This window comes from Pollutibacter soli (assembly GCA_029269725.1).
GTDB lineage: Bacteria > Bacteroidota > Bacteroidia > Chitinophagales > Chitinophagaceae > Pollutibacter > Pollutibacter soli.
In genome coordinates this window covers 93454-118117 of sequence record JARJHS010000012.1, presented here as the reverse complement: position 1 = coordinate 118117, position 24664 = coordinate 93454, and the positions used below count along the sequence as shown (strand labels likewise).

General features: G+C 41.6%; 25 protein-coding genes. 3 read left to right on the top strand and 22 right to left on the bottom strand.

Features of this window, described 5'->3' with window-relative positions:
• Positions 1-360: 360 nt before the first annotated feature.
• The 10 genes from P2W82_RS22655 to P2W82_RS22610 form a co-directional block, all read right to left on the bottom strand.
• Entirely contained in the window at positions 361-747 is a 387-nt protein-coding gene (locus tag P2W82_RS22655; protein WP_336518238.1) for a nuclear transport factor 2 family protein, read from the bottom strand.
• Between the two features lie 241 nt (positions 748-988).
• On the bottom strand, positions 989-1492 hold the full coding sequence (locus tag P2W82_RS22650) for a GNAT family N-acetyltransferase (RefSeq protein WP_336518237.1): 504 nt from the start codon (positions 1490-1492) through the stop codon (positions 989-991).
• Between the two features lie 27 nt (positions 1493-1519).
• The gene (locus P2W82_RS22645; RefSeq protein WP_336518236.1) at positions 1520-2446 is read right to left on the bottom strand and encodes an alpha/beta hydrolase; all 927 of its coding nucleotides are present in this window, start codon (positions 2444-2446) and stop codon (positions 1520-1522) included.
• Positions 2447-2645: 199 nt separating this feature from the next.
• Positions 2646-3524, bottom strand: a complete 879-nt coding sequence (locus P2W82_RS22640) for an alpha/beta fold hydrolase (protein ID WP_336518235.1) — start codon at positions 3522-3524, stop codon at positions 2646-2648.
• A gap of 402 nt (positions 3525-3926) precedes the next feature.
• Positions 3927-5435: a serine hydrolase gene (locus P2W82_RS22635; protein WP_336518234.1), complete on the bottom strand. Its 1509-nt coding sequence runs from the start codon at positions 5433-5435 to the stop codon at positions 3927-3929.
• A 300-nt stretch (positions 5436-5735) separates the two neighbouring features.
• Positions 5736-6620: a class I SAM-dependent methyltransferase gene (locus P2W82_RS22630; RefSeq protein WP_336518233.1), complete on the bottom strand. Its 885-nt coding sequence runs from the start codon at positions 6618-6620 to the stop codon at positions 5736-5738.
• Positions 6621-6971: 351 nt separating this feature from the next.
• Positions 6972-10004 (bottom strand): ligand-binding sensor domain-containing protein, encoded by a 3033-nt coding sequence (locus tag P2W82_RS22625; protein ID WP_336518232.1) that lies wholly within the window; start codon positions 10002-10004, stop codon positions 6972-6974.
• 76 nt (positions 10005-10080) lie between these two features.
• Positions 10081-10617: a DUF4269 domain-containing protein gene (locus P2W82_RS22620; RefSeq protein ID WP_336518231.1), complete on the bottom strand. Its 537-nt coding sequence runs from the start codon at positions 10615-10617 to the stop codon at positions 10081-10083.
• 225 nt (positions 10618-10842) lie between these two features.
• Complete coding sequence (locus P2W82_RS22615; RefSeq protein WP_336518230.1) at positions 10843-11292, bottom strand: VOC family protein; 450 nt, start codon at positions 11290-11292, stop codon at positions 10843-10845.
• A 76-nt stretch (positions 11293-11368) separates the two neighbouring features.
• Positions 11369-11863, bottom strand: coding sequence for an AraC family transcriptional regulator (locus tag P2W82_RS22610; RefSeq protein ID WP_336518229.1), 495 nt, complete (start codon positions 11861-11863; stop codon positions 11369-11371).
• 356 nt (positions 11864-12219) lie between these two features.
• Here P2W82_RS22610 and P2W82_RS22605 point away from each other — a divergent pair, with 356 nt between their 5' ends.
• Positions 12220-12789: a hypothetical protein gene (locus tag P2W82_RS22605; RefSeq protein WP_336518228.1), complete on the top strand. Its 570-nt coding sequence runs from the start codon at positions 12220-12222 to the stop codon at positions 12787-12789.
• 244 nt (positions 12790-13033) lie between these two features.
• On the opposite strand, the gene P2W82_RS22600 is transcribed toward P2W82_RS22605, so the two are convergent.
• The 11 genes from P2W82_RS22600 to P2W82_RS22550 form a co-directional block, all read right to left on the bottom strand.
• Positions 13034-14011 carry a 5,10-methylenetetrahydrofolate reductase gene (locus P2W82_RS22600; RefSeq protein ID WP_336518227.1) on the bottom strand — a complete coding sequence of 326 codons (978 nt, stop codon included), beginning with the start codon at positions 14009-14011 and terminating at the stop codon, positions 13034-13036.
• A gap of 87 nt (positions 14012-14098) precedes the next feature.
• Positions 14099-14557, bottom strand: coding sequence for a hypothetical protein (locus tag P2W82_RS22595; protein ID WP_336518226.1), 459 nt, complete (start codon positions 14555-14557; stop codon positions 14099-14101).
• Positions 14558-14750: 193 nt separating this feature from the next.
• Positions 14751-15521, bottom strand: coding sequence for an MBL fold metallo-hydrolase (locus P2W82_RS22590; protein ID WP_336518225.1), 771 nt, complete (start codon positions 15519-15521; stop codon positions 14751-14753).
• 141 nt (positions 15522-15662) lie between these two features.
• Complete coding sequence (locus tag P2W82_RS22585) at positions 15663-16376, bottom strand: DUF4386 domain-containing protein (RefSeq protein WP_336518224.1); 714 nt, start codon at positions 16374-16376, stop codon at positions 15663-15665.
• 148 nt (positions 16377-16524) lie between these two features.
• The gene (locus P2W82_RS22580; RefSeq protein ID WP_336518223.1) at positions 16525-16935 is read right to left on the bottom strand and encodes a VOC family protein; all 411 of its coding nucleotides are present in this window, start codon (positions 16933-16935) and stop codon (positions 16525-16527) included.
• A 64-nt stretch (positions 16936-16999) separates the two neighbouring features.
• A complete protein-coding gene (locus P2W82_RS22575; RefSeq protein ID WP_336518222.1) occupies positions 17000-17551 on the bottom strand; it encodes a DinB family protein in 552 nt (183 codons plus the stop codon).
• 226 nt (positions 17552-17777) lie between these two features.
• The gene (locus tag P2W82_RS22570) at positions 17778-18143 is read right to left on the bottom strand and encodes a VOC family protein (RefSeq protein WP_336518221.1); all 366 of its coding nucleotides are present in this window, start codon (positions 18141-18143) and stop codon (positions 17778-17780) included.
• A gap of 71 nt (positions 18144-18214) precedes the next feature.
• The gene (locus tag P2W82_RS22565; protein WP_336518220.1) at positions 18215-18769 is read right to left on the bottom strand and encodes a Crp/Fnr family transcriptional regulator; all 555 of its coding nucleotides are present in this window, start codon (positions 18767-18769) and stop codon (positions 18215-18217) included.
• 67 nt (positions 18770-18836) lie between these two features.
• Positions 18837-19139, bottom strand: coding sequence for a DUF1330 domain-containing protein (locus P2W82_RS22560; protein ID WP_336518219.1), 303 nt, complete (start codon positions 19137-19139; stop codon positions 18837-18839).
• Between the two features lie 572 nt (positions 19140-19711).
• Complete coding sequence (locus tag P2W82_RS22555) at positions 19712-20518, bottom strand: SnoaL-like domain-containing protein (protein ID WP_336518218.1); 807 nt, start codon at positions 20516-20518, stop codon at positions 19712-19714.
• 11 nt (positions 20519-20529) lie between these two features.
• Positions 20530-21018 carry an SRPBCC family protein gene (locus P2W82_RS22550; protein ID WP_336518217.1) on the bottom strand — a complete coding sequence of 163 codons (489 nt, stop codon included), beginning with the start codon at positions 21016-21018 and terminating at the stop codon, positions 20530-20532.
• Between the two features lie 200 nt (positions 21019-21218).
• Here P2W82_RS22550 and P2W82_RS22545 point away from each other — a divergent pair, with 200 nt between their 5' ends.
• Both P2W82_RS22545 and P2W82_RS22540 read left to right on the top strand, forming a co-directional pair.
• The gene (locus tag P2W82_RS22545) at positions 21219-22217 is read left to right on the top strand and encodes a GlxA family transcriptional regulator (protein WP_336518216.1); all 999 of its coding nucleotides are present in this window, start codon (positions 21219-21221) and stop codon (positions 22215-22217) included.
• A gap of 658 nt (positions 22218-22875) precedes the next feature.
• Positions 22876-23211, top strand: coding sequence for a hypothetical protein (locus tag P2W82_RS22540; RefSeq protein ID WP_336518215.1), 336 nt, complete (start codon positions 22876-22878; stop codon positions 23209-23211).
• Between the two features lie 183 nt (positions 23212-23394).
• Here P2W82_RS22540 and P2W82_RS22535 read toward each other — a convergent pair whose 3' ends face one another.
• Positions 23395-24627: an alpha/beta hydrolase-fold protein gene (locus P2W82_RS22535; RefSeq protein ID WP_336518214.1), complete on the bottom strand. Its 1233-nt coding sequence runs from the start codon at positions 24625-24627 to the stop codon at positions 23395-23397.
• Between the last annotated feature and the right edge of the window lie 37 nt (positions 24628-24664).

Here is a 24664-nt window from a genome sequence, read left to right as displayed (position 1 = left end):
AGATCAGAATCTGAAAACATTCTGAACTGAAACTGAATAAACAATTCAGATTTTCCTCAGGACCGAAAAGTCAGTTCGTTTTTTATAGCCTGCCCGCCACCTGCCTGTCCGGTAAGCAGCGCAGGCAGGTTCATTGTTTACTGTACTGAAATCAAATAAGGCTGATTTATAGTGGTATTATATATTAAATCAAACTGGCAGTTTTTATCATACAGCTTGATTGATCGAAATTGTTAAGGTTGTCAAAAAATCTGCAGGTGTTAACTAAAAATCGCCGAGGTCTCATGTATGACTTTTCCACGTTTTTTCAAGTGAAGACCCGGCAATATGGCTTTGACACATTGGAGGACTTTCAACCGACTACCTCTGCAAGCAACCGGCTGGCATTTCCTGGCTGATCATGCAGATCCAATTGCCGTTAGTTCGTTTATAGGTTTGAGTTACCCAATGTTCGGCGTTGAATTCAACATTATTATATTGTCCGTGATTGATTCCTTTGGAAATGACAATAGCAATATCATTTTCTACGATCACTTTCTGCACGGTCTTTTTCATCGATATATGTACCAGGTTTCCTGATCTTATTAGCGACAAAAATTTATCGCCGGGAGTTATCCCGAATTGCGGATCCAGCAGAAACCAATCTTCTGAAATCAAGGGTGTTATTTTTGAGACATCGTTTGATTCGAAGGCTGCGTTCAGGTTGTTGTCGATATTTTGAAATTCGTTTAGAGATGACGCATTCATTATTACAACGTTAATAGCATTCGGAGATATTTTAAATCCAAAACGCGGAGTGGCCGGAGAAAGATACACCAACTCGCAAGGAATACAGAATTATCGCCATCTGAAATTATAATTCCGGTTAAAATCCAGGACATTCTGTGGTTCCGGCAGTTCCTATTGCCTTTTGCCTGTTGCCTCCAATGATGAGAACCTGCTGCCCGGCTGTGTCCACTCGTCCCCGCAACCCGGCCTTCGCTTTACCTCATCCCCAGCAGTATCTTCTCACCAGGGCCTTCGATCCATCTTCATTTTCCTTCTCTACAGTTTCGACCAATGCACCATTCATCCTTTCATAAAATGCAATCGCCTTATAATTATTCTCAAATACCCACAGATACATTCTCTTAACTTTTGCTGCAGACAGCGTTTTCATCCCACATTCATTCAGCAATATTCTGCCAACACCTTTTTTGCGAAAGTCTGCACAGACATGAAGATTATCTACCAGTGAACCATAATTCGGATCATCATCAAGGTATATGCAACTAAAACCAGCCAGCTCTCTTTCATTTTCAGCAATAAAAATGAACTGGTTAGTACTGGGTTGATGAAAACGTTCATACCATACTTCTATCCTGTTGTCTTCTACTTCATTATCAAGAAAGAAATCGCTGTAAATACCACGATAATTTTCCTGCCAACTCTTTGTATGCAATCTTGCAACCGGCAAATAATCGTCAATGTTTGCCAATCTTACGTTGACCATATTAATTTTTTTTACCCATGTTCAGGATCATGATTTAAATACACTCTTCATCCATTCAACAAACTCAACTTCATCAACAATATTCCAGGAATGTGGATGCCGGGTTCCGTTGGAGCGATATCCTTTTCTGCCACTCACAAATTCAGCTTTTTTATTTTTTAATACCATCAATCGCAAGATCATTTCGGAAGCATTTAGAAGATTGGCATCATACCCACTCTGCAGTCGTTCTTTTAATCTCCAGTTGATATCAACGTCGTGGTATAACCGCACAGGGGTATCCTTGAGAAATTTCTCATTCCCCAATCCTTCCATTTTTTCGTAAAAAGGAGTTAGCTGTAAATACGTTGAACGATTAGAATCAGGAACTCCATGTTCCTGTTTCATGAGCTGACTCACAAATATTGCTTCCTGCACAGCAGGATCAGAATAATTCTTTCTGATCTGTTCTTCGAAAAAATGATAAATCGAAAAAATATCCACCGGCGAATCAACTGCAAATACAGCTTTTGGATATACGGTTGTTTTCTCCGGCATTTCCTTTGCCAATTCCGCATACCTTAATGCTATTGTGCCGCCTGCAGAAAATCCACCAATCAGAAACTGATCAGCATTTACTTTAAATCGTTTCTTCACATCGTCCATCAACAGGTTTAATTTGCTTACAACCGTACTGTCTGCATACATCTTTGGCCCCATCGCAGCCACAATTGTCAGATAGCCATTTGCAGCAGCCGTAACCGGTAGTTTGGTTTCCTGTAAAACACTTTCCGGATTTCCATTGAAGCCATCCAGCAGAACAAGGACGCCTTTTATCTTATCTGTAGCGGGTTTTATGACGAGGTAATAACCTGAAGCAGGATCATTATGATTTACAGAAATTTTTTTTGGTGATTGAGCAGGGGAACTATGGCAACCTGTCAAAATTAAAAACAGCACCACCAATCTCGTCATAATTACATTTTAAGTTTATCATGATAAATTTAATACAGTTATAGTAAACAGAAGTTACCGAAATAGAATTACAATACCATTGACATACGTTACTATGCTACGCTATTAGAAAATTTGACTTCAAATAAAAAAACGTGCGCACCGGAAATCCGATGCGCACGACCATCAGTGTGCCTGGTTAAGTATATCGATATTGAATTTACACGTAGTTTATTTTTTCTTCCGGGATTGATTTACCGAATGGCATTTGCCCCGACATAAAACTGATCAGATCGCGATTGAGTTGTTTACGATGTGTGTAAAACAGTCCATGCGGGGCTCCCTGGTATACGATATATGTTGCGTGCGGAATTATTTTCGCGGTTCGCTCTGCACTGGCTTCAATGGGTACTGTTTTGTCTGCATCACCATGAATGATAAGAGTAGGTACCTGCACCCTTCTCAGATCATCCCGGAAATCAGTTTGTGAAAATGCTTCAACACACTTGAGTGTCGAATTTGCAGATGCAAAAGAGCATAACATCCTGTAATAATCCAGCAACTGATTACTCACCGGATGCGAAAGAAGATTTACTCCGAAAAATTTCTTTCCGAAATCATCGAGAAATGCAATACGATCTTCCCTGATTTTTTCCATCATCTCATCAAATACTGCCGGGTCAACACCTTCTGGATTATCCAGGGTTTTCAACATGAATGGAGTAACCGATGCAATCAATGCTATACGCCTGACCCTGTTCCTTCCAAACCGGCTGAGATACCTGACCACTTCACCACCACCCATTGAAAAACCAACCAGCGTGGTATCCTGCAAATCGAGGTCTTCCATGAGCACATTCAGATCATCAGCGAGTGAATCATAATCATATCCATCCCACGGTTTTGAGGATTTACCAAAACCGAGTCGATCATATTTTATTACCCTGTGCCCAGCGTTCACAAGGTCTTCCAGCTGATATTCCCACATCTCGCGACTCAGCGGCCAGCCATGTATCAGAACAACAGGTGATCCCTGCCCGTAATCCGAATATGCAATTTTATGTTCTTCACCACTGCGTGTTGTAGTAATAAATTTCATTTTAAGTAGATTTTAATGATAAATGAACTCACATCCGCGTAAAATGCCGGATATCATATCTGCAAAAAATGTCATGCCTTGTGTCTGATAACAGGGAAAGAAGAAAACTACCTGCTTTTGTGTTTAGAAAAAGCCACAGTTCTACAGTCAGGCAGGAGGCAGGAGTAAGGAGGCAGGAGAATTAGTTTTCGAGGTACACCGTATTTTGCAAATGGTAAAGACAACGCCTGCGTTGCCTCTACCACTCGCATTGCCAGCTATCTACCATTTCAAGATTTCACTGGTTCTGCATTTTTTCAGTTTCAGCCAGCCTGTAGTCTCTGCAATAACAGCCAGGCTGTTCCTATTGCCTCTGTTTCTGTCTTCTGTTTCTGTATCTGTTTCTTTTCTATTGACTGTATGTTATTTTTTAACAAACTCCGAAATCGGATCGCCGAACAGACTTATTGAAAACCGATCAATTTTACCATTGGCGCCTGTAAGGAATGAGAGACGAAAATCAGGTTCACCATTGGTTTCATTTTTTGTAACAAACTGATCATAGTGAAAATGATACAGTAAGTATTGCAGTCCGCGGTAATTGATGTGCAGTTGATTATTGTTGAATTCAATAACGAAATCATCATAGATTGGATTTGAATAATTACCTGCATAATCTTTCAACTGATGCGATGGAGTAGTTCCTTCAATGCGGGTTTTGCTGACAGAGTCTTTGAATTTCTTTTCATCCTTCAGAGCGGTAAGATAATCTTCCCTGTAACGTTTACTCCATGGCGTTGGCGTCAATGATAAAAGCCGGTCGATTATTGGAAGAGCCATCATGGATCGTATACTTCCACCCGGCATCCCGTTGTGTACAACAAATAATGCGATCTTTTCCGAAGGTACAAAGGTGAGATTTGAATAAAACCCATCAATAGAACCTGTATGCATTGCAATCTTGTAGCCTTTATACGTCTGAATATTTCTACCTAATCCATAAAGACTGTTGGACAATTCCGGCCAGCGACCCTCACGATCAACAATGCTGTTGGGCACCAGAGTCATCCTGATCGCTTCAGCAGGAATCACTTGCTGTCCATTGTATTTTCCTTCATTCAATTGTGCGATCATCCATTTACTCATATCCGTCAGGTTGGACTTCAACGTACCCGCGGGGCCAAGGGCAATGCTCTGACCGCTGAATTCCATCAATGAAAGTTTTCCTGTACTGTCAGCTTGGAAATATGAACTGGCGAAATTGCCTTCTGCTTTCATGTCTTCATTGGTAAAACATGTCGACTGCATGCCCAGCGGCAGCAATATTTTTGAGCGGATAAGGTTCTCCCATGTCTGGTCGGTAACTTTTTCCATCACAGCACCTGCTGCTGCAAACATCATATTGTTATAGATATAACCTTGCCTGAATCCCAAAGACGGTTGCATATATGCCACCTTCGAGACAGTTTCACTGCGACTCATCTGCGAAGCCACCCAGATGGCATCATATCTCGGCAAACCAGTACGGTGGGAAAGCATATCCCTGAGGGTAACTTCTGAATTCAATTGAGGTGTACTGAAATTTAACGACGGCATGTAAGTTTTAACCGGAACATCAACGTTTAACCTCCCCTCTACCTGCAACATCGCTGCTATAGTCGCTGTAAACAGTTTTGTGTTCGATGCAATGGGAAAGATGGTATTGGCATCCACAGGTAATTTCTTTTCCAGGTCACGGTGACCAAACCCCTTTGCAAAGATCAACTGATCTTTATACACAATCCCTACAGCCATACCGGGAATATTCCATTCTTTCATCAGCGTATCGATGTATTTTTCAATCGATGAAAACTTATTCTGGAACGGTGTGGACTGTGCTAACGCTGTGGCCTGAACGAAAATGAAGACCAGGAGGAAAAATATATTCCGCATATGAGGGGATGGTTTGTTCTGAAGATAAGAAAATAAGGCCGAAGGCCGGACAGGCAAGAGACAATGGGTGTGTATCGTTATGATTTTATAGAAGAGGTTGCGGAGTAACTAGCTCTGTTTCTTCTGTGGGCTGTTCGCTCGCTGCTTCTCTGTGTTATTGCTTTGGATGTAGCCCCCCCAGCAACAAGCCGCAAAGGGAACAGCGAAGGATTCGCAAAGAAACAGCCGAGCACCCTTTGGCTGTTCAACTGACAACCGTCAACAGACAACTGACAACTTCTGTGAACTATGAACAAACAACTATGAACTATTCTTCACTCTCAGCCTCCATCTGCTATGGATCTTCGGCATTTCTGCAAACTTTTTGATATCCTCCGGAGTTGTTCTTTTGATCAGCTGCGGCAACACACTCAACTTTGAATAATCACCATCAAATTTTTTGTCGACGATAAAACCCATGCTGTCAAAAAATTCCGCTGCCTGTTCAAATGATTTAAAATAATTCTCTTCGATTTTTTGTACTTCGAAAAATTTTTTCATTTCCGGGCCCACATTCAATTCGAGTCCGCGTGGTTTTAACGCGATATAGATATCTGCGGTGATCCAGCAGCCTCCCCTTTCCAATAATATTTTATGTATGTTCCTGCAGAGTTTTTCTTTCTCTGTTGTGTTCAGATACATCAGCAAACCTTCATTGACAATGGTCAATTCGCCAGGTAAGAAATGAGATACGAGTTCATCAAAACTTTTTTCATCCAATGCATTTAATGTTGCGAGCTCGTATGTACCTTTCGGTGCGGGTAGTTCCTTTTTCAGAGTGTTAACCAGTTTCTGTTTTTGCGCGACCATATCCGGCAGATCAGTATCAATATAATGTACATCGCTGTGTTGTGCGAGATCAAGTCCGCGGAAAGAAAAACCGGACGAAAGTTCAAGAATATTTTTTGCATCGATTCCTTCCATGAGGTGATTGATACTTTTGTAACGATTTTCAAAATGCATCGTTCTTACCCAGAAACTCAGATCGGGATTTTCGAAATCAGGTTCAAACTTCTCGGGAGCGGAAACCAGTTCCATGGCTCTTTTCGAAAAAGGAATGGTGGTATGTGCTTTCATAATCAGGATCCATTTGGCAGAAGGGCTGATGGAATCGAAGTCACGTGGAGGTAATTGTTGTTCCGGCATAAGGGTAAAGTTAGTTATATCCTTGGAAGGCAGGAGGCAGGAGATTTAGTTTTTAGTTTGAAGCATCGAGCATGCTATGGTTGTCTGTTTTTTATTATTCACGAGACGGTAGGCAGCAGACGGTAAAAGTAAATAGTGAAAAGTAAATAGTTCCCTTTTGCATATTTTCTTTCAGCATTCAGCATTTCTGATTTTTATTTCTGTTGCTGCATTCTGACTCTGTATTCTGTTTCTGTTTCTAACAGCATAGGCTAACTTAAAACCTATAACTTATAACCAATAGGGAAAGGAATGTTATTCGAAACTACTTGCTCCCAAAACAGCGTACGTTCAACGTTCTACGTTCCACGTTCAACGCACGGGAATCTTCAGCACAAAACCAGCGCCGCTCTTTCCTGACCTGTACTCCAGCCGCGCATGGAGTTCCTTTAATTTTTCGGTGAGTTCGACTCTTTGCCGAAGGTTGGTATGGCGCTCGATTTCCATTTCAGCAGTATCGTAATCGAGTGTGTAGACTATTTCCGGCTTATCGTAGGTAATGTGAATTCTGCAATTGGTGCCGCCGGTTTTTACGACATTGGTAATGCCACTTTTGAATAATGAGAAAGCTCCGTTTCTTGTTTTCATTTTCAGCTGCAGCTGTTCGGCTTTGTGATCAATGAGTACATCGATCTGAACATTATATTGAATTTTTAATGCATCGATGTATTCACGGAAACGAAGCATGAAATTTTTCATACTGTCGTTTTGTGGATCGATACTCCATAAAATATCGTCCATCGCCAGCGCCATGTTCTGACTCTTCGTATTGATCTGCTCGATAAACTCCTTTGATTTTTCAGGTTCGCGATCAGCCTTCTTCTTAGCCATTTCACTCAGGATGGTGATATTGCCAAGTGCGGTATTGATATCTTTATACAGATCATCTGCAATATTGCTTCGCATCTGCAGCATTGCTGTTTTTCTTTTGATCCGTTCATGATCCAGCCAGAATAAAATGGAACCCAACACGAGTGCCAGCAACAAATAAAACCACCATGTTCGCCAGAACGGCGGAATCACTTCAATTGTAAGCGAGCTCTCCGTTACACTCTCAAGCCCCATGCTGTTTCTCGTTTTCAGTTTCAAAGTATAATCACCCGGCGGCAGATACGGGTAAACAATTTCATCATTCGTGACCTGCTTCCAGTCTTTGTCGAGACCATCCAGTTTGAAGTATATAAAATAATGATCAGGGAACTGAAGGGTACTTAGTGAAAATTGAAGCTGGTGATCATTATAACTCAACTGCAGTTTTCCTTCTTCCAACACCGAATCAACCAATATTCCCCGGTCGCCGATGGATATGCCCGTGATAAACGCGCCGGGAACTGAATCCGCGCCCAGCAATTTCGCGGGGTCAAAAACGATAAAATTCTTTGATGTTCCCATCGCCAGGCGTCCATCACGTAAACGCACAGCCGCGTCTACCTGGAATATATCGTTGGTGATACCATCTTCTCCATTAAAACTGACAAACAATTCTTTTTCAGGATTCAATCGGTATAAACCACCATCGAGTCCGACCCAGAGATAATGCTGATCATCCAGTTCTAAAGTTGTTACATGTTCCGCAGGCAATCCATTCGCTGCGCTCAGGTAGCGGAACTTACCTGTTTTTATATTCAGTATGCACAATGCATCGCTTGCCATAATATAGGTGCTGTCGTTGTAGTGCAGGATATCAGTTGCTCCTTCGTTCAGCAAGCCCGTACCGTCCTCTGCACCTATTTTATATTCATGCAACAATTTGCCGGAACCGGCTTCAAGATGTAATACACCACTGTTGGCTGTGCCAACCCAGAGATTTCCGGCTTTATCAGTATACAATTTCATGATATCCGAAAGATCATTCCGGAACATTTCAATAACAGGCGTTGCATCACTTGCATTTGTTGATTTCGCGATCACACCATTTCCTGTACCGATCCACACAACACCCTTGCCATCTTCCCTGATTTGTGTGATGCGCTCTCCTTTTAAAGATTCAGGCGCAAGCTGATGAAAACTGTTGTCGGAGGGTTTGTACACCACTATTTCGCCCATATGATTCCCCATCCAGACATCTCCGTTTCTCAGTTGAATCATCCCGCCCACATGCAAAGTATTTCCTTTTTTGTCTAAGGCTTTTACCGGATTACTGATCGGTCTGAACAGACTATCATAAGAAAAAATTCCCGAACCCCAGGTACTCACCCAGATTTCATGTTTATCAGTTTCCAGAATTGCCGAAACAGGTTTCAGCATCGAAATTGTATCGCCGGGTCTTTGGTTATTGATGGTACGTATCGCCTGCGCATCTGCATTAAACCGATACAATCCTTTGTTGGAACATACCCATACATTATTGTATCTATCCTCATACATGTTAACGACAAAATCATACTCGATACCACTTTGTCTTAAAGGATCGCTGGCAATATTCACGAACTGGTTACGCGTAGTATCGTAATAAGCAAACAGACCCATGCCATAGATCCACATCGTTCCGTTCTGCTGTTGAAACAGGCTCCATATTTCGTAATAGCTATCGCTTTTGTATGGTCGAAAATTCTCAAACAGTTTCACTGTCCGGAGAGCCGGATCGAACTGATACAATTTTGGTGCTGTTCCTGAAAAGGGAAGCCAGCTCACCAGCCAATATTTTCCATCCGTGGAAATGAAAGGATGTCGGCTATTCTTTACCGACAGGAAACTATCTGCAACCGCAGCTTTCAGCCCGGCGAAATCCGCAGGCAATCTTGAAGACGTAAAGGATTGAGCAATAAACGACCCATTCTTGCCCGCAAAAAAATACTGACCCGAAACTGTGTCAACAGCAATATCGCTCGCGATGAAACCCTTAGGTAAGGCACCCATTGCAAGCGAATCAAAGCGTTTTGTTTGTTCATTAAACACAAACTGGCGATTATCAGCGATCATCATCACGCGACCATCACCCAGTTCAGTAATCTTCCTGATCATGTTCAATGGGCGACTGATCGGGATTGATGTATAGTGAAAATTGCTGGTATTGAAAATGCCGGCCTGTTTATCGAACAACAGCCAGAGTCTTTGCTTCCGATCAAAATAAATATGATTGATTGTATTTCTCGGAATAGTTGTGCTGTCACCGGGCAGGTGCCGGAAACTCAGAAACCGGAAACCATCGTAGCGTTGAAGTCCGTTTTGCGAAGCGATCCACAGATACCCTTGCTGATCTCTCAGCGTTTGAAGTACAGAATTAGTAGCAAGTCCATCCTGTTTTGTAATTCTGCTGAAAACCAATGGTGATGCAGACTGCGACGATGCAGACAGTCCGCAGAACAGTAAAAAAAAGATGGTGGAGAAAGTGGATTTCAACATAGGCGATTAGCCAGACCAAATGTAAGGATTGTAGAACGTACAACGTACAATGTAGACTGTGAAACGCAGATCGGTTTTATAACGGGTGCGCTATTTTTAACATTGCCTGATATGGATCTCCGCTTAAACCCAGCAGTTTTGCGAATGCGGGCTCTGTTTTCCATCCGGCTAGTTTCAGATCAATGATTTTCCTGCGAAAATCTTCTCCATACTTAATAAGTAAACCATACTCATTTATCAAATGCAGATAGCCTGCCTGTTGCACTACAGGAGTTTCCTGGCCGAATATTTCCACAGGAAAATGGTTCGTTTTAAAGCTTGCAATCACAGTTTCAATGCCATCCATCCAGAGTTTCCGTACACGGAATTTTTCCTGCTTTGCAAAAAACAACTTCAAATCAATTTCAAATTTTATCGCCGAACTAAAACAACATAAAATATCCAGATCGCTGCCTTCGATATCGATACCAATCGGAATTGTTCCTGCGAGCACTGGATCATATTCATTAAGCAAATCAAATATGCGCAACTCTGCCAGGGTTTTGTGCGCGAGTACCTGCTTTGCTGTTCCTTTCAGCAGGTATTGAGGATCTTCAAAATTGATTACCGGCATCGGTTCGCAAGAAAAACAAAATTTCGTAATCCGGACAAATTAAAGAGACACAGAATACAGAAACAGAATACAGGAAGAATTTGAAACAGAATATTTGTTGCTACCACCTGTCAGCTAATGCTCCTGCCTCCCTGCTCCTTCGTGAAAAAATAGAAACAGAATACAGGAGGAATGTGAAAACAGCATGCTTGTTGTTACCACCTGTCAGCTAATGCTCCTGCCTCCCTAATGTTGAAAGTCCTTCGGCTGCGTCACACTGAACCAATTCCCACATCCATCATACATCACCGCTTCTATGCCGTAAAATTGTTCTTTCGGTTCATTTCTGAAATGCACTCCCTTAGCTTTTAACTCTTCATAGGTGGCACGACAATCACTGGTATAGAGCACTCCCGAGCCCATAATTCCTTTGTTAAGCAACACCCGAAAAGCATCAGCGCTCTCCTGGTCAATTCCGTCACCGTGTTCCTCAGTTTTAATCATTCCCGGGTGAAGAATATCCATAAGAACTACTTCGATATCGGGTTGATCGGGTGGGTTTAATGTTAACCAACGATATCCATTACCCATAAGTGCATCGGTATTCACTTTGAAACCAAGTTTGTTTACATAGAAATCAAAGGCTTTTTCCTGGTCGTTTACATACAAACTGATATGCGAAAATTTTGTGATCATACCATCTAATTTTGTATGAACCAAGATAGAAGTGCCGTCCGGAAATGGTTTCTTGATTCTTGCTTTTCTTAAAACATTATTCAGCCTTTAAGTCACCTTCCACTTTGAATTGTTCGATAAAACAATGTGGAACAAAGCGCCTGGGTTGTTCCTTCACGAGTCTTTTTTTCAACCAGGCAATATTGCGGTAGTATTGTGGAGAATATCCGCTTTGTTTACTGAAAAGCGTACTGAAGGATCCAAGACTCCCGAAGCCGATGAGGTTGCACACTTCCGTTATGCTGAGACCTTCTTTCGCCAGTAATTCTTTTGCAGCATCGAGTCTCACTTTGGTAAGATATTGCTTTGGTGTTTTTTTATAGACCTGTGTGAAGATGCGATGAAAATGAAACCTCGATAAAAAGGCCTTCCTGGAAATCTGTTCAAGATCGATGGGTTCATCATAATTTTCATCGATGAACTGCTTCGCCGCCGCGATGCGCTGATATAGTTGTGTGGTGAGTTGCAGGAATACAAGATAGTGAATTACAGAAAACAGAATACAGAAAACAGAAACAGTGAATACAGGCAATAGTAATAAGGCAATAGGGCACAGCCAGCCTGTAATCGTAGGGACAAGGCATGCCTTGTCCCTACGATTACAGAAACAGAAAACAGGAAACAGAAAACTGAAAACCGGAAACAGGAAGAAAGACAAAATACAGAATCTGGAAAACATGATGCTTGATACTTGCATCTGACATACAAATCTCCTGCCTTCGTTCTCCCGCCTCACGGAGAAACAAAATACAGGAAAAAATCAACGCCACTACATTGTATGTGCTGCCTGCTGCCCTAAAAACTTTCAATCCCGCAGGCACTTACCTACCACCTACCACTTACAACTTATACCTTAAATTCCTTATCATTGCTAAAACATCGTTCCCAATGAAACGACTGACACTTATACTTTGCGGGATCATCTTTTTCTTCATCTCCTGTCAGAAGGAATTTACAGGCCCCGATAATGCTACTGATCCACCGGTGACTCCTCCGGTAACGCCGCGCACTACCAGTTACTATATCCGGTTCAAACTGGATGGTGCAGCAAAAGAATATCTCATAGACGATACGGCAGCAATATCCGTTTCTCCCCTGGGAAACAGGCTGGATATCCAGGGATACAAATCGCCCAGTGATGATGACTACGAGGGCATCGGATTCGCGGTTTATTTTGAAGGAACCACACCGCCTGCGCGGACCTATACCAGCGATGCTGACCTGATATTTTTTGCTTATAGTCCCAATGACCCCGATCTGATCTACTCTGCAGGCTTCAAAACTCCGCCCACAGCCGACACCGTTGTGATCACAAAAATTGGCAATGGCGAAGTTTCGGGGACATTCAAAGCCACTGTTTACATTACCCAAACCGATGGCAACGGAAGTGTTACTGGCGTGGGCGACGAATACAAAAAAATCACCAACGGAGAGTTTAAAGTGCCCATGGCGAAGTAGAAACAAGGCATGCCTTGCTTCAGGTAACAGAATACAGAAACAGGATTCAGGAAGAAACGGCAGGGAACAGCAAACGGAAAACCGGGTGGATAAAGTAAATCAGAATATAACCAGGAGATACAATTGCAGGAAGCGTTTGCAATGTGGTCTCACGCCATTGGCGGCAACCTTATGCTTGTTATTCCTTATGCCTGATACAAACTTTTGAATTTTCTACCTGTTCCTGTATTCAGCACCCTATACTCTATTTATTGCTTCCTGCTGCCTGTTTTCCAACCAATGTGATAATATCCCTCAGCAACTGATTCGAGGCTTCGATCTCTTCCTTTTTGATCGAGATACTTTCAATATTAAATCCGATGGGAATTCCCTTTACTGCAGCATACTCCATAATCTCTGAAGCAATATTCTTGCAGGTGGCAACCGAGTTGCTGAGAATGTCTCTCGAATGCCGGAGATCGTTGTGCAGCCATTTGGGTACATCAATTCCAAGCCATTCCATAAACTCCAGCGTTTTTAAGGAGCCACAAGGTGCGAGCGTAAAAATGATAGGAGAAAATTCGCGGTTGTTATCAACAACTGAATAGTAATAATCTGATAAAAGATCTTTTGTATTACCCGGACTATAGACACACTGCGACACAAAGAAACTGCAACCTTTTTCTATCTTACTTCTTAGCCGAAGATGTTCATCACCTTTCTTAGCATGACGTTCTGGAATAGTAACACCTCCAAGCGTCAGAGACGATCTGTACCTGGATCTGATATCATAGGCATTACTTAAAGAAAAGCCGCTCGCTTCTATCTGTTTTTGCGATGAAGCACCAACAAAAACAGCATACTCAATGCTCTCCGTTGAATTAATCCAATCAATAAAAGATTGATCATTCTGGTTGGCTATACTTTTATAGATAATTTTTGGTACAGCCATCTTGCACAAATAATTATCGCAGTAGAATTCCGGGGTAAGCGTCGGAACAAACTGGAATGATCTCTCCATATCGGTCCTCTCCTGCTCATCCTGGATATCGTATAAAATCAGTCCGTCAATGTCAGCGCCTTTCAGCCTGTCCATCTGCTTTAGAGCGATCTCATTTATTCTTTCCTGTGTATTGTTGTGTTTCGGTGGAGTAAGACTGTAAAAAACCAGCCCCGATTGTTTATTTTCTATTTTCTCTCTGAGTGTCAACGCTTTAGTATGAAATTGGTTTACAGGATGCAATTAAGGGTGCAAATTTAGGGTGATTAATCAAACCTTACCCGAAAAACCCTTTAAAAACCAACGAATCCGGATGGATCACTTTTCCGTTTACTTTATTGCGACAGTCATCACCCAGTTGCCCGTCCAGGGATCACCAGCCATCAGGTTCTGTCCAAGGATGATCGTATAGTTTCCCTTTTGAGAAACGGGATAATCAATCGACATTCCAAAAGGCCCGTCAGGTTTTCCATCAGGCATTTTGATCTGGTTGATCCTAACATTTCCATTCCTGTCAGTCGCCTGCAATTTCAATGAAAGAGTTACAGCGCTGTCGACATATACTGAAATAGCAGGCTTGTCGCCCGGACTGATTGCGCCTTTGATTACAGCAGAATTATTCGTCAGCCTGATTTGTGTTTCCGGACTTTGATATACTGTTGTATCTGAAGGTTGTGCCGGAGCGGTTGTATTAACTGAACCATCTTTTCGCTCCGCTGTGTCAACAGAACCACTACATGAAAGCAACATCACTAACACGGAAGCATAAGTGAAAAGGGAAAAACTCATTGTTTGCAGGAATTTAAAGAAACTGAAAACAGGAAGAAATTCAGGCAATAGTAAGAAAGCAACATGCCGCGATACTTATGAGGGGGAAACAGCCGGCAAACAACAGAATACCGAATACAGAATCAGGAGAAAAAATCAATCAGGTTAACGGTATAATATATGTTGCCCCCACAATGCTGTGGGGGCCTGTTGCCTATTCAACATACCAATTCCTCAACCTCACATCAATACCCTTATTCCCCTCATTTACCAGTTTTTTGAAAGCTTCCGTATCACTGAATCCCTGGGCACCGCGGTAATGATAGGGATATACCATCTTCGGTCTGAATTCAAGAACTGCATTCGCCGCCTGTTCGATGGTCATGGTATATGGCTGATTCATACAAACAAAAGCGACGTCAATATTTTTCAACGCACGCATCTCTGGAATATCTTCCGTATCTCCGGAAATGTAAATATTTTTTCCACCGTAACTGATCACATAACCGTTGCCGCGACCCTTGGTATGTCTTGAAGTTGAATCGTCGGGAATATTGTACATCGGTAGCGCTGTAACGGTAATGAGCGCATCGTTCCATTTCTGTCCGTTGGGAAGTACTGTTGATTTTGCTTTGAGGGCAGGCGGTAATTTATCGGCCACGGCCTGTGGTACAATCAGTTTTGCTTTTGAAAGATCCAGCGCATGCAAGGTTCCGGTATCCATATGATCACCGTGTATATCGGTTATCAAAACGAAATCCGGCAGTGCCTGGTCCTTGTATGCTTTTCCGCCGTGATAAGGATCAACATATACCGTTTTATCACCGAGCCTGATCACGATGGAACCGTGGAAAACCGGCTGAATGATAATATCGGACTTATTGGTTTTGATTATATCGGCAGCTGGCAATTGCGCCATTGCAGACGTAGTAATTGAAAAGATGAAGACAATAAAAATGATCAGGATAGAATGTATATTTTTCATTTAATATGGTTTAAAAACAAACTAAAATTGACGAGAGTGATAAATATAAATCTGAATCAACAGCTTTTCAGAATCAAAAATTATTCCCGGTTATTACGGGCACGTTGCTTTCCCGCCTTTTCGAGGATTCAAACAGCATTATCAACTTAATTTTTCTTCCGAACTATACCGAACACCTTTGATCAATAACCAGAGCACCATAGCTAATTCAGCAATTGCCGAAAAAATAGCCACCATCACAGAAGTATATTTCTGAAAAGGCGGAAAAAGTATAAACGCAGTAGCATCGAGCAGATAGGAAATTCCACCAGCCACCAGGAGTACACCCAGAATTTTTGGAATAAAACCTGATCTGAAGGAAAGCATTCCGAATGGTATCAGCCAAAGTCCCCAGAATATACCAATGATGGTGTTTCCATTTTCATACATTTTCAGACTCGCCATTATCATCGACTGCCGGTAACCCGCATCGATATTCGTCATAAAGTTTTCCTTCAAAAGTACCAGGGCATAAAACTGGTTAAAAATGATAAAGTATGCAATTGGTACAGAAACAATCACGAGCGCGAGTAAGGTTGATGCAAGAGATTTACTTACTGTTTTAAAAAGCCTGAACAGTGTCAGCGCCAGGAAAATAAAAACAGTCTGGCAAACCAGTCCGCAGAATATACCCAAGCGAAACAAAAATTCCTTGCTGGTAATATTCATCACAGTAGCTTCGGTATTGCCGGGTACAAACAGCTTTTGTGGAACCATCATAATGCCAATCGCCCCGGTGATTCCCATCACAAGGTATAAAAGGCCAGCAATCCTTGCTGTCCTTTTCAATTGACTGGTCTCGCCTGCGCTTTGCATTGAAGTAAAGTTTGCCGATAGTTAAAGTAATGAATCTCTGAGATAAAACGGTCGCTGAAATGCAGAGGCGGCAGTAAGAAGACAATAGGACAGCCCAAAAAAACTGAAAACTGGACCAAATTCAAAACTATGAACTATGAACAGTGAACTATGAACCAGGAATTGTCAGAATATCTGCGGCCTGTTTACTACCGCCTGTCTTAAACTCTCCAAAATGCCACAACACCCCCGAAGGATCATGCAAAAAACATTCATTTCCCCAGTCGTTCCGACGCACCGGAACTAGTCGCACTCCCTTATACTTCAGATCCAGATTGAGTTTTAGAAGGTCATTCCAGAACCTGTCAACATCATCTACTTCCATAAACACCATCGTATTATCGATCCAGTCTTTCACGTAAGCATCCTGGAGATAAAATGCAAGATTCCCTGATGTAAAAACTGACATATTGGGAAATAATACGGTTTCTTTAAAACCAAGGTCACGGTAAAAGCTACGCGAAGTTTCAAAATTCCCTGCACCGATGAAGGGACGGATGGATTTTCCTCTGTGCTCCATATGCTGTATTTAGGTTGTGAACAACAAAGCAAATTACTGAAGCGGAATCAATCAAAAAAGAAGGTCACCCATTTAACGAATCGGCAGCATGGGAAACATAATCGGGAGCATTCCCTGTGTCCTGCCGCAGCATCATATTCATCTGCGCTGTATGATGCTGAACATGTCTTAAATTATACAGCAGGATTTCCATTACCGGATACGAAAGGGCATCTCTGCCGGACAGGTTGAGATCCATTTTACCTTCACCTGCTATCCAGTTTCTTTTCAGATCATCTTCGGTTAACGAGGCAATAACGGACTTGCATTTGTCCCTGCTGTGTCGAAGATATTTTATCAGTTCAGCCTTCGAGTACAGCCTGTCCGGCACCACATCATCGATGGCATCCGCAGGAATTTCCCCCGGTGATTTTAAAGTGTATGGTAGTGGCGATGAAAAATCCTTTGGCGGAATACTCAGGTAATAATCCAGGAAAACGATGGTGTGATAAGCAGCGTAAAAAAACTTCTTTTTTGAATGCAGATAATCGTCCGGGCATTGCAGAAGCGCATTATTCAACATATCTATAGATGCACCAAATTGCCGCCAGAGAGATTCCTTAAAAAAATTAATCATGCAGAGTTGACAGTTAAATGTTCAAAGTTTAAAGTAACAACAAACCGCATTAGAACAGCAAAGAAAACTTCTCCGTATTTTCTCTCCGTGTGCAGTTCCCGGGATATCGTCTGTAATCTGACTTTATTGATGAGGTAAAGACCAACCAAAGATGGAATACAGAGCACTGGGTATTCCTCTGACGTGACAACTAAAAAACATTTTTATTCGTAATGATTTCAATTCATCATTTCCTGAACTCACCAAAATGCCAGAGAATACCGGAAGGATCATGCAGGTAACACTCCCTTCCCCAGTCGAAATTTTTTATCGGGGTTAGTTTCACTCCGTTATATTTCCCGGGCAAATTGATGTGCACAAAGCTCTTGTAAAATTGATCGAGACGGTCTACCTCAAGAAACACCATAGTATTATCAACCCAATCTTTAACATACGCATCCTGCAGATAAAAAGCGATATGTTCAAGGGTAAACAACGACATATTTTTCGAAAGTTCCTTTTGCGTAAAACCGCAATCGCGATAGAACGCTGCAGATAGCTGATAATCTTTTGCGCCAATAAAAGGGCGTATCGAAACGATTCTTTGTTCCATAATTTTTAATAACGGGAGCAAACCTACGTCGGTGAAAACGGACAGCCAATTGATTCAGATCAAGAAATGACTCAGCCACGGGAGAGCGTCTCTCTGACCCGACTCAGCGTTTCAGGAGTAATCTTAAGAAAGGAAGCGATCATTTTCAGCGGGAAGAGTTGGAGCAGTTCTGGTTTATTATCCAAGATCCACTGATACTTCTGTGCAGGACTAAATCTATTGTCAAAAAACACAAGCCTGGATGCACTTCGTTCAAATATTTTTCCGAGTTGAAGAAAAGCCGGTGATCTGCCGATCAGGTAATGAAGTGATTGGATATCCAATTCCAGAACAGTACTCGCGGTAAATGATTTTATAAAGCTTTCTGACGGATTTTGCGAGGTAAAACTATTGATGTTGAGAAACCAATCCTCCGGGATAAAGAGATCAAGAATATTTACATCATCATTATTATTCTGGTACTGATATACAGCGCCTTTTACCAGGAATGAAATGGATCTGCAAATCTCACCGGGCTGTAATAAACTCTCTCCTGCTCCCGGTTCGCGAACTTTTGTATAGCGTTCAAAAAGTTCTGCATCAACAGTATTGTACACGCCATTCGTTTTTAAAATATCAGCAAACATAGCGGGGATAAAGTTAAGCGAATGGGCGAAATACAATTGCTTGCAGGAATTGGTCCTGAATCTGCTACTATAATTTATTCCCCTGGATAAGTATCGAAGCTGTGATTGACTTCTCCTTCAGGTGAAGAAATTTATTTCTTTCTTCGTCCTTTGAAAATGCCTGAAAATCGGATGCTGATTCAAACTGCACCAGATGAATTTCATAAGGTTTTTCCATACCCAATTCAATCACCGATCCTTCGTTTGGCCGGATCCGTAATAATAGTTTTCCATTGTATTTTGAGATTAAAGGAATGGCCACTTCTTCGAATTCATGAAAAACGGCTTCCTGCCCTTCCCGGATATAAATCAGTTGCGTGAAATAGATCATAGCAGGAAAGTTATTTCAAAAATCAATTCATGTGATATAGTCACAATTACTTTCCCACCGCTGCCTGGCTGGTTCTGCAGACGTGGTCACCGCCTTTTCGTCTGACTCAGGGTAAATTAAACATCGATGTATAAACCAGCGATAGTCGGAAAGCCGGGAAGATCGGAAAGCTTACGGTGAAGAATAATCACAGACATTGATTTTTTGCTGTTCAGGTGAAATCATTATTAACCATTTCACCTTTGCCCCGCAGTCACTTGTTTTTCGGACGGACATGGTCACGGCCTTGTCGTCTGCCACATATTAAATCAACGGCGATACTTTGCCAACATTACACACAAATAATATCATTCTACTATTGTAAAACTTCGTTTGGCCGGAAAGACGCCAGGATTTTAAGGATGCGCCAAGACAAACTCCGGGCATCCTTTCCGTCTTCGAGTCTTTGAGGCTATCACAGGGAAATTTTCATAATAATCAGTGCAATTAAAAAGGTTGGCGTTTTGCCAATAGTAAAACTGTTTAGTAAAGGCAACATGCATTAATGTTACTCCCTCGGCATCAGCAGTACGTCAATAAAAAAACTGTTCCGAAATTATTTTACCATCTTTCACTTCGTAAAGCATAATCTCATTGATAACCACTCTCTCATTTCCTTTGAGCGTCAGATCCATTTCTCTGCCAACAGCGAAATGATTTCCTGCTACCACAGGTTCTGTTGTAGAAACCCTGTTTACATTTTCGATCTTTCCAACAAACCCCTCTCCTTTTCTTCGCACCGCATCCTTTCCCTCTGCATTTTTCATATAGGGTGACCCTGCAGGCTCGATGCTTTTGACATCATCCGAAAACAACTGATCATGGATCTCAAACCATTTTTCTTCTTTGGCAAGCGCATTGAACCTGGCGGCTACTTCATGGGTTGTATATGCCGTTTCCTTCGAATTTGGTTTACCCTTTCCAGTTCTGATCAGTTCCGGCAAACTGTGGGTGATATACTGCGTCCACCCATTTACACAAGCGTTATAACATTCATAATCGGGAACGAGTCCATCGTGTACAAACCTCAATTCTGTTTGCTTCCCCCTGGGAACAATGTCAAAAATTATTTTGTCCCCTACCCACTCTTGTTTGTCCTCGGTAAAACTGAAATAATTATCAAGTATTTCCCAGACGACCTTTTTATCCGGAACAACCTCAGTCAGTTTCACTTTGCAACGATGTACATCCTGGTAACTATAGTCAAATTCGTCGTTGAATTTGGCAGTGCCGCCCTTGATTTCCTCTGACCACCACCCACGTACATTGGTGATTGCATCAAAAACTTTTTCCGGCGATTCTTCTACAGCAAATGAAAGCGTTAAACTGTTATTTTTCATAGCAAGACATTTTACAATAATTCATTTTTTTTAACTGAACGAAGCTTTTTATTTGGATTTGCCCTGCCTCCATTTAATATGGGTGCAAGACTTTGCTGGAGATAGTAATTCCAGCCATTCGAACAATTCTGATAACATTCAATCCCGGGAACAAGTCCTTCGTGGGTAAATGTGATTTTTGTTCGCTTATCCTCAGAAACATTATTCAGTTCGGTAATTTCAAAAATGTTTTTTGTACCGATCCATTCTTTTGGATTTTTCAAAAAGCTCAGATGACTGTCGGTAACCAGCCAGACTACTTTTTCCCCGGGGATCATTTCCACCACCCTATGCCTTGAAAAATGTATGTCTTCAAAAAACACTTCAAACTCATCACCTAATTTTTCTGAGCTGCCATTGAAATCTTCCGACCACCAGCCTCTCACCTTATTGATCGCACTGTATACTTCAGCTGCAGACTTATCTGATACGAATTCTATCCTGTAATTGTGATTTTTCATAATTCATTTTTAACCCTGGAAGGAGCTCCGTTATAGAGAAGATTAGTTTGACTATACAAAGCTATCGTCTCAATCACAGTAATAAAGGTGGCGATATGGACAATGTAGCGGGCAGATTTGGACAGCTTTAAATTTTATATTTGTGATAACGGATCAAGAAGCAAAGAGCCTGCTATCCTTTCGATGTTAAATATTAAACGATGAAACACATTACCATTTTGGTTCCCGACGGCGACAATACATTAAGTACTGTAGCTTGTATTGTTGGCACCTATGAAATATTTGCGCGGGCGAATGCATTTTGGGTGTCCCAGGGAAGAAAAGATCTGTACACCATTGAGTTAGCAGGGCTTTCCAAAAAAACAGAATTTGAGAATGGCATGTTTGCGGTGAAACCGGAAATAAATATTACATCTATCGAAAAAACAGGCCTGATCGTGATTCCATCCATGAACCGGGACTACAAAAAAGCAACCAGTAAGAACCAGCCGCTGATCGACTGGATCTCGAAACAATACATCAACGGTGCAGAAATCGCAAGCATGTGTACAGGCGCTTTCATTCTTGCTTCTTCAGGATTGCTGGATGGAAGAAATTGCTCGACACATTGGTCGGCGGCAGATACATTCAGGAACATGTTTCCGAAAGTATTGCTAAAGGCTGACCAGGTGATCACCGACGAACACGGCATCTATACTAACGGCGGTGCTTACTCTTTTTTGAACCTGGTGATCTACCTGGTAGAGAAATATTTCGACAGACCGACAGCGATCTACTGTTCAAAAATTTTCCAGATTGAAATGGACCGACAGAGCCAGTCGCCATTTTCCATTTTTACCGGTCAGAAATTGCACGGCGATGAAATGGTACAGAAAGCCCAGGCATATATTGAAAGTAAGCTTCATGAAAAAATCTCCGTCGAAGACCTTTCGACAAGATTTGCTGTCGGAAGAAGAAATTTCGACAGAAGATTTATCAAGGCCACCGGCAACACACCTATCGAATATTCTCAACGTGTGAAGATTGAATCTGCAAAAAAATCACTGGAGAGCACGCGGAAAACCGTCAACGAAGTCATGTATGAAGTTGGCTATTCGGATGTAAAAGCTTTCCGGGAAGTATTTAAAAAAGTCACCGGGATGTCGCCAGTCGAATATCGCGGGAAATACAATAAGGATGCGGCTTTGAAGATAATGTAATAGTTGTTAGTTGTTGGTTGTTAGTTGTTAGTTGTTAGTTGTTAGTTGTCAGCCTGTCAAGCACTTTAACTTATTTTGGTTTTTGAATTCACTTATCTGTTATCAGTTTTGCAAATTCCGGATTCATCTGTTTGTCCGATAAGACATGCATTTTAATGATTGTTTTAATTGCGGCGACAGGGCATGCGTTGTCGCTGCAATTAAAACTGTAACACCATACTATTTAAATTTAACCGCAAACTCGGGCTGTTCCTTTTGCCTTTTGCCTGCTTCCTATTGCCTTTTGCATTTCGATTCCAGTTGCTGATGTAACAGTTAAATAACCATCCTATAACTCATTTTGAAATTCTATTTGGTTTGTTTCATAATATTTTTTATAACTTTATTGTCATACTTGAAGACCGGACCACAAACTATACTCCAAAAAAACGTAAGCAGGGAAATTTTCTTCAGCAGGTACCCTTGGCTCCAATTGTTATCAAAAGTTACTTCAGTTTTTTGCAGACATCAATTTCGTAAAGGCACGAGATAGTATCGTTAAGGTGTGTGAAAATGAAAAAAAATAATTGTGATTGAGTCGGGATCGTGATAATGTGAATCGCTTCCTGGTTTAGTAAACAGATATCTTTTATTTATTCACCATTAAATTCAACAAAAAATGGCAACAGTCAGAAGAAAAGTAGCCAGAAAAGCCGTGGCAAAAAAAGCAGTGAAAAGAGCTGCTGTTAAGAAAGCTGTAAAAAGAGCAGCAGTTAAAAAAGCTGTTAAGAAAAGAGTAGTTAAAAAAGCAGTAAAAAGAGCAGCAGTTAAAAGGGCTGTTAAGAAAAGAGTGGTTAAAAAAGCAGTGAAAAGAGCAGTAGTTAAAAAAGCTGTGAAAAGAGCGGTAGCTAAAAAAGCTATAAGAAGAAGAGTCGCGAAAAAAGCAATTGCAAGAAGAGTTGTAAAACGAGCCATCCTGAAAAAGGTGGTTGAAAATGCTATGGCCAACCAATAGATTTGTTCCTGGAAAAAAAGTCCTGCAACTGCAGGACTTTTTTCATTTAAGACATCGTTGTCCGGTATTATTTAGGGCTTGCTGCTAATTTTGATAACTCTTACTGAAGGCCGGCTGTTTTACGTTTAACGTTATACGTACAACGTTAAACCTGCATATTCTCACTTAAACAGCAGCCTCTATTTACTTCATCAACCTATCAAGTTTCTCCCGGGTGGCTCCAACTTCTTTGATAGAAAGGGATTTGGTATAGTTTTCAATAGCCCCCTGCTTGTCTCCTATCGCTTCAAAATAATCACCATAAGAATCATATGCATTCGCACTTTGCGGATAGTTGATGACATTCATTTTAAAAAACCTCTCTGCTTTGCTGTATTTCTTCTGCGCCAGGAACTGGTAACCGAAACCGTTGATCTGATCCTCTGGAGCATTTACCTTATAGCCCATCATTTGTGATATCTTCTGGTAGTGACGCTCGATCTTGTCGGCCAGTATCGATGACTCATCATTATAATCGCTGAACGATAATTTAAAGCGGTAGGAATCGAAAATAAATCGCAATCCGTCATACTCCGCAATCAGGGGCACAGACCCATGATCATCATTACTGTAATACTTTCCTGAATACCGCAACCCATTCTGGGTTTGAGCCTTTAAGTATTTGTCAAGAGAGAGAATGGAACGGATATGCCTTGTTCCAGCGGACGTGTCATGGATCACTTTGTTAACATCCATGCCATCATCCATTGTATTTGCAATGCCAATATATAGCGCAGTACCAGCATATTTTTTCTCTGCCAGTTTTTGTTTTGCCAGCTTCAGGTACTGATCCTTATCCCACCACATACTGGGATCGATACTGATATACGCATTGAAAAGGCGGGTATGATTAATAAGTATATTGATAGCCGTTAGTCCACCAAAAGAATGACCGATCAGAATTTTGTATGGCTCAACCGGGTATTTCGATTCGATATAAGGTATCAGCTCTTTCTCCAGGAAAGCAGCAAATTTTTCTCCGCCACCGGAACTTTTTGAAAAACCAGAATCCATGAAAGGTTGATCTGCATCTACGTGTGTAGGCGTAAGATCCCTTGTTCTGTCCGTATTAGGAATACCCACCACAATCATTTCCGGACAAATTGTATTGCCATTGATCTCACTAAGTTGGTGTATCATGCCCACGACAGAATAAAAATGAGCATCGCCATCCAGCAGGTAAATCACCGGATACTTCTGTTTGGAATACACTTCGCCCTGCCCTTCCCGTGGAACATGAACCCAGATCTGCCGTTTTTCGTTGAGGATCGTAGACTGAATGGAATCAATATTCCCCAGCGTAATTTTATTGTCAGATTGCGCCAGTGAAAAATCGGTTATCAATAAAACAAAGCTGACCAGTAATAAATTTTTCATTGAAGTATTTTTGATGGAACCCGTAACAACGCCAAAT

Coding starts and splice junctions, on each gene's coding strand:
- P2W82_RS22655 (WP_336518238.1), bottom strand. CDS start 747: ATGAATGCGTCATCTCTAAACGAATTTCAAAATATCGACAACAACCTG.
- P2W82_RS22650 (WP_336518237.1), bottom strand. CDS start 1,492: ATGGTCAACGTAAGATTGGCAAACATTGACGATTATTTGCCGGTTGCA.
- P2W82_RS22645 (WP_336518236.1), bottom strand. CDS start 2,446: ATGACGAGATTGGTGGTGCTGTTTTTAATTTTGACAGGTTGCCATAGT.
- P2W82_RS22640 (WP_336518235.1), bottom strand. CDS start 3,524: ATGAAATTTATTACTACAACACGCAGTGGTGAAGAACATAAAATTGCA.
- P2W82_RS22635 (WP_336518234.1), bottom strand. CDS start 5,435: ATGCGGAATATATTTTTCCTCCTGGTCTTCATTTTCGTTCAGGCCACA.
- P2W82_RS22630 (WP_336518233.1), bottom strand. CDS start 6,620: ATGCCGGAACAACAATTACCTCCACGTGACTTCGATTCCATCAGCCCT.
- P2W82_RS22625 (WP_336518232.1), bottom strand. CDS start 10,004: ATGTTGAAATCCACTTTCTCCACCATCTTTTTTTTACTGTTCTGCGGA.
- P2W82_RS22620 (WP_336518231.1), bottom strand. CDS start 10,617: ATGCCGGTAATCAATTTTGAAGATCCTCAATACCTGCTGAAAGGAACA.
- P2W82_RS22615 (WP_336518230.1), bottom strand. CDS start 11,292: ATGATCACAAAATTTTCGCATATCAGTTTGTATGTAAACGACCAGGAA.
- P2W82_RS22605 (WP_336518228.1), top strand. CDS start 12,220: ATGAAACGACTGACACTTATACTTTGCGGGATCATCTTTTTCTTCATC.
- P2W82_RS22595 (WP_336518226.1), bottom strand. CDS start 14,557: ATGAGTTTTTCCCTTTTCACTTATGCTTCCGTGTTAGTGATGTTGCTT.
- P2W82_RS22590 (WP_336518225.1), bottom strand. CDS start 15,521: ATGAAAAATATACATTCTATCCTGATCATTTTTATTGTCTTCATCTTT.
- P2W82_RS22585 (WP_336518224.1), bottom strand. CDS start 16,376: ATGCAAAGCGCAGGCGAGACCAGTCAATTGAAAAGGACAGCAAGGATT.
- P2W82_RS22580 (WP_336518223.1), bottom strand. CDS start 16,935: ATGGAGCACAGAGGAAAATCCATCCGTCCCTTCATCGGTGCAGGGAAT.
- P2W82_RS22575 (WP_336518222.1), bottom strand. CDS start 17,551: ATGATTAATTTTTTTAAGGAATCTCTCTGGCGGCAATTTGGTGCATCT.
- P2W82_RS22570 (WP_336518221.1), bottom strand. CDS start 18,143: ATGGAACAAAGAATCGTTTCGATACGCCCTTTTATTGGCGCAAAAGAT.
- P2W82_RS22565 (WP_336518220.1), bottom strand. CDS start 18,769: ATGTTTGCTGATATTTTAAAAACGAATGGCGTGTACAATACTGTTGAT.
- P2W82_RS22560 (WP_336518219.1), bottom strand. CDS start 19,139: ATGATCTATTTCACGCAACTGATTTATATCCGGGAAGGGCAGGAAGCC.
- P2W82_RS22555 (WP_336518218.1), bottom strand. CDS start 20,518: ATGAAAAATAACAGTTTAACGCTTTCATTTGCTGTAGAAGAATCGCCG.
- P2W82_RS22550 (WP_336518217.1), bottom strand. CDS start 21,018: ATGAAAAATCACAATTACAGGATAGAATTCGTATCAGATAAGTCTGCA.
- P2W82_RS22545 (WP_336518216.1), top strand. CDS start 21,219: ATGAAACACATTACCATTTTGGTTCCCGACGGCGACAATACATTAAGT.
- P2W82_RS22540 (WP_336518215.1), top strand. CDS start 22,876: ATGGCAACAGTCAGAAGAAAAGTAGCCAGAAAAGCCGTGGCAAAAAAA.
- P2W82_RS22535 (WP_336518214.1), bottom strand. CDS start 24,627: ATGAAAAATTTATTACTGGTCAGCTTTGTTTTATTGATAACCGATTTT.